Here is a 3634-nt window from a genome sequence, read left to right as displayed (position 1 = left end):
GCGAAGGGGAGCGAAGGCACTATCATAACGAGGCGCAGCAGTTCTTCTACGTGCTGTCGGGGGTGGCCCGACTGGAAATCTTGGGAGAGGTATATGAGATCCAGGCGGGTAGCGGTGTCCATGTCCCCGCCAAGGTGCCGCACCAGCTGATGAACAACGGCGCAGAGGAGTTGCGTTTCCTGGTGATATCGCAACCCAAGAGTCACGGCGACCGGGTAGAGGTTTGAAGGGGCATCCCGCATTGATGCGGGAAAATCGACCAGAGGTTCCCCGGGGCGCCGTAGATTCCATTTTGATCTGTCGTGCTGAATTTTTTTAACATACGGAAAATACTACGTTTTTTCTTGGTTGGAGAATAGGCGTCGTGGAGTGTTATGCTGCCGAAAGTTACTTTATTCGGGAGTGTTGAAGGAGTGAAATTGGACAATAAATGGGTTTCTATTTCGGCGCTCGTGATTTCATTTGTGGCGCTCTTTTCTTCGATAAGAAGTTGCTCTATTGCCGAAAATGCCTTTCAGCTTCAAGCCGAGAAAAATGAAGCATCTAAACGCACTGCGTGGGTCGGGAAATATGATGAGGCGTCAAAAACAATATCAATTAAGCCTTCAAATCCGAAAGTTGTGTTGCTTCGGGCGAAAGCTTTTTACCCTGACGTCATTTCAAAACAAGAGTGGCCAATTGAAGCTCCAGAATATAAATTACACCTGACTTCGCCAGTGGTAAATATACAAAAAGCTGTTGATGATAGGGTCAAGAAGAGAAAGGGCTACGTTATCCTTCTGGATGATTCGAGAATTCCAATTGTAATAGAGGCATACTACACGATAGATGGTGAGTTATTTATGGAAAAGTCATTATATTCAATTGAATATCAGGCAATTATCCGCGATGAGGAGTGGAAACCTCCATATGTAAAAATTAATGCCCTGCTCTTCAATCAACGTTTGCCAGCAGAAACAGATTCAAAGGCGTACATAAATGCTATTTGGCAACCAAGAGCACTTAGCAAATAGCTCCAGCGGACGCGCCAAAGGCGCGCGCCGCTAAGCTTGGCGTTGGGCGTTGGAAAATGGGTCTGAGGGATCGTCATGCATAAACGAATTGCATTCGTAAAAACGGGATGGTCTGACCACTATGAAGGTGGTCCAGTATTAGGGCGACATGCCCACGTACAGGAATATGACGAAGCACATGAACGATTTAACTTTCTTAAGAACTCAGACGGACGGTACTACGGTTACTTACCTCCGATTGGGAAAAAGGAGCGTCCACCACAACCAAAAGAAAAAGAAAACTGGCTGCTTGTGTTTGTATCCGCCAGAAATGGAAGCGGGCCATTAACAGTCGTTGGTTGGTATGAGCATGCAATTTTTCATGAGGAGTACCTTGAGCGGCCTGAATACTCGGAACTTGAAGGTTTCGAGCTTGACGTTCATGGTGGAGAGTACGGCTATTGCTTAAGTGCAGACGCGGCTCATCTGATTCCGACTAGTAGCCGTAAAGAAACTGTCTCAGGCGACCATTTTAAGAGAACACCGGTTCTGTACGTGCGAGGAAACGGAAAAGACGATGAGTGGAGAAATGAATTGGCCGAATTCGCAGAGTCATTGGTTGCCAAAAAGAAAGCCGTAGAATCACGCCCTCCAAAACTCTCATTTCCCGACCCAAAAAAGAGAAAGCTCGTTGAGGAAGCAGCTATTAAGGCAGCAATGAAGTTTCTGAATAAGGAACATCGGGTAGTAGACCGCCAAAAGCACAATTGTGGTTATGACCTATTAGCGAGTCATCGCAAAACGAGCGAAGAATTTCACGTAGAGGTAAAAGGAACGAGTGGCCCAGAAATGCACTTTTACATGACTAGGAACGAATTCAGGTACATGTCGACGCCTCAATGGCGGCTAATCATGGTATGTGACGCCTTGGGGAAAGCAAACGTAACGCTGATGACTGCTGCGGAAGTGCGTAAGGCATTCAATATGGAGTCTTTCGCATGGGAGGCGGTTGCAAAGTGATGCGGGCGTTATGAAGCTATGCCCGCCCAACGAATAAGGTTCTGATTAGAAATGATTAATAATTCATTTGAAAAGAAACAGCTCGAGTTTTCGCACGTACAGTCCCAGGGTTGTACTCCATTCGATGACCAGCGATTAATTCAGCGCTTCTTTTTGTTTTTTGCCAGCTTCGCCCCTCTCCGAAATCGAAACGCTTATTCCCGCGTCCGCTGCTGAATCGCCGCCGGCCCGGTCAGGATCAGCTTGATCAACTCCGGCTGCCGACTGGTGCCGGTCTTACGGAACACCTGTTTCAGCTGCGTGCGCAAGGTATGGGGGCTGAGGTGGGTCCGTTCGGCGACGGCGTCGAGGGTCAGGCCGCGAGTGAGCAGGGCGACCAGTCGCGCCTCGGCGGGGGTGAGGCCGTAGAGGGCGGTGAGGGTCTCGGCGGCGACCGGCGGCGGGGCGTGGGGGTCGCTGAGGAAGAGGGCGGTGCCGCCGCCGTGGCCGAGGTCGCTGACCAGTACCGCCAGCGGGTGGCGTTCGCCGCCGCCGAGCAGCAGTGCGCTGCCCTGGTCGTCCAGCTCGCCCCGGCGGACGGCGCCGATCAGGGCGCCGAGCAGGCGGCTCTGGGCGGCCTCCATCACCCGCAGGCGGCGGTCGCGTCCGATGCGCAGCGGGGCGAGATCGTCGTCGTCCAGGGCGTCCAGCCGGTAGGTCGGCGCTACTGCGCCGACGCAAACGGAGGCAGCGAGGCGAAGGCTGCGATGTCCCTTCAGAATCCGCGATCGGGTTTTCCGTCAGAGCCCACCGCGAGTCCGGACTCCACCGCCCCGATCTCCTCCACGGAGAGTCCGGTGGCCTCCGCGACCGCCTCGGTCGCCATCCCCTTCGCCAACAGCGCCACGGCGACCTTGCGAACGCCTTCCGCAAACCCCCGTTCCCTGCCTTCTGTTAGGCCCTGCTCTTTGCCCTCCGCCAAGCCTTGCTCCTTGCCTTCGGTTCGACCGCGTTCCAGACCTTCCGATAAGCCGCGCTCCCTGCCCTCGGCCGTTCCCATTTCCCGCCCGCTTTCCCACTGCGCCGTCGCTACCCGCCGGCCCCAATCCTCCATCGCCGCCCGATCCTCCACCTCCGGCAACGGCGGCAACTCCGGCGCCTCCCCATCCTCCGGCACCGCAGGCAACTCCCCCACCGCCTCCGCGCCGCAGAACGACGCCAGCTTCTCCCGACACGCAAGCAACACCCGCTCCGCCAGATCCAGCACCTGTGCCCGCAGCACCGTCAGCTCCTCCTCGCTGATCCGGTAGCTCTTGGAATAGCGCGCATCGATATAGGCCCGCTTCAGCAGATCGAAGCGCGCCTTGTCCGCCTCCTCCCCGCGGGGCAGGGCGTCGAGCAGTGCCTCGTGCATACTCTCCCCCACCTCCGCCAGCTTGCTCAGGTTATGGGCCTTGTGTTTGTATCCACTGTATATAAGTGTAAGAGCGTGATAGAAGCGCTCCACCGACTGGTGGAGCATGAAGGCCGCGGGCGCGTTCTTCCCCTGGGCCATGTAGTAGCCCGAGCCCCGCCAGAAGTCGCTGGCGCTGTTGAACCAATAGTGGAAGTTGTGCAGCCCTCGCCCCAGCCGCTCCTCCGGC

The 3634-nt window shown here is 55.3% G+C and carries 5 protein-coding genes; 3 read left to right on the top strand and 2 right to left on the bottom strand.

Going from position 1 to position 3634, the window contains the following annotated elements; genetic code table 11:
• From ACYQ2W_RS25540 to ACYQ2W_RS25530, 3 genes are all read left to right on the top strand, one after another.
• On the top strand, positions 1-227 hold a 227-nt coding region (locus ACYQ2W_RS25540), incomplete at its 5' end, for a cupin domain-containing protein (protein WP_459873759.1).
• A gap of 147 nt (positions 228-374) precedes the next feature.
• Positions 375-1013, top strand: coding sequence for a hypothetical protein (locus ACYQ2W_RS25535; RefSeq protein WP_459873757.1), 639 nt, complete (start codon positions 375-377; stop codon positions 1011-1013).
• Between the two features lie 75 nt (positions 1014-1088).
• Entirely contained in the window at positions 1089-2012 is a 924-nt protein-coding gene (locus ACYQ2W_RS25530) for a protein NO VEIN domain-containing protein (protein ID WP_459873755.1), read from the top strand.
• Positions 2013-2206: 194 nt separating this feature from the next.
• Here the strand turns inward: ACYQ2W_RS25530 and ACYQ2W_RS25525 are convergent, their stop codons facing one another.
• Positions 2207-2635 carry a helix-turn-helix transcriptional regulator gene (locus tag ACYQ2W_RS25525; protein WP_459873752.1) on the bottom strand — a complete coding sequence of 143 codons (429 nt, stop codon included), beginning with the start codon at positions 2633-2635 and terminating at the stop codon, positions 2207-2209.
• A gap of 131 nt (positions 2636-2766) precedes the next feature.
• A partial coding sequence (locus ACYQ2W_RS25520) for a HEPN domain-containing protein (RefSeq protein ID WP_459873750.1) occupies positions 2767-3634 on the bottom strand: 868 nt, incomplete at its 5' end.

This window comes from Endothiovibrio diazotrophicus (assembly GCF_054657215.1).
The sequence above is the reverse complement of the archived record's forward strand: the minus strand, read 5'-3'. Positions and strand labels throughout refer to the sequence as shown.

Coding starts and splice junctions, on each gene's coding strand:
- ACYQ2W_RS25535 (WP_459873757.1), top strand. CDS start 375: ATGCTGCCGAAAGTTACTTTATTCGGGAGTGTTGAAGGAGTGAAATTG.
- ACYQ2W_RS25530 (WP_459873755.1), top strand. CDS start 1,089: ATGCATAAACGAATTGCATTCGTAAAAACGGGATGGTCTGACCACTAT.
- ACYQ2W_RS25525 (WP_459873752.1), bottom strand. CDS start 2,635: ATGGAGGCCGCCCAGAGCCGCCTGCTCGGCGCCCTGATCGGCGCCGTC.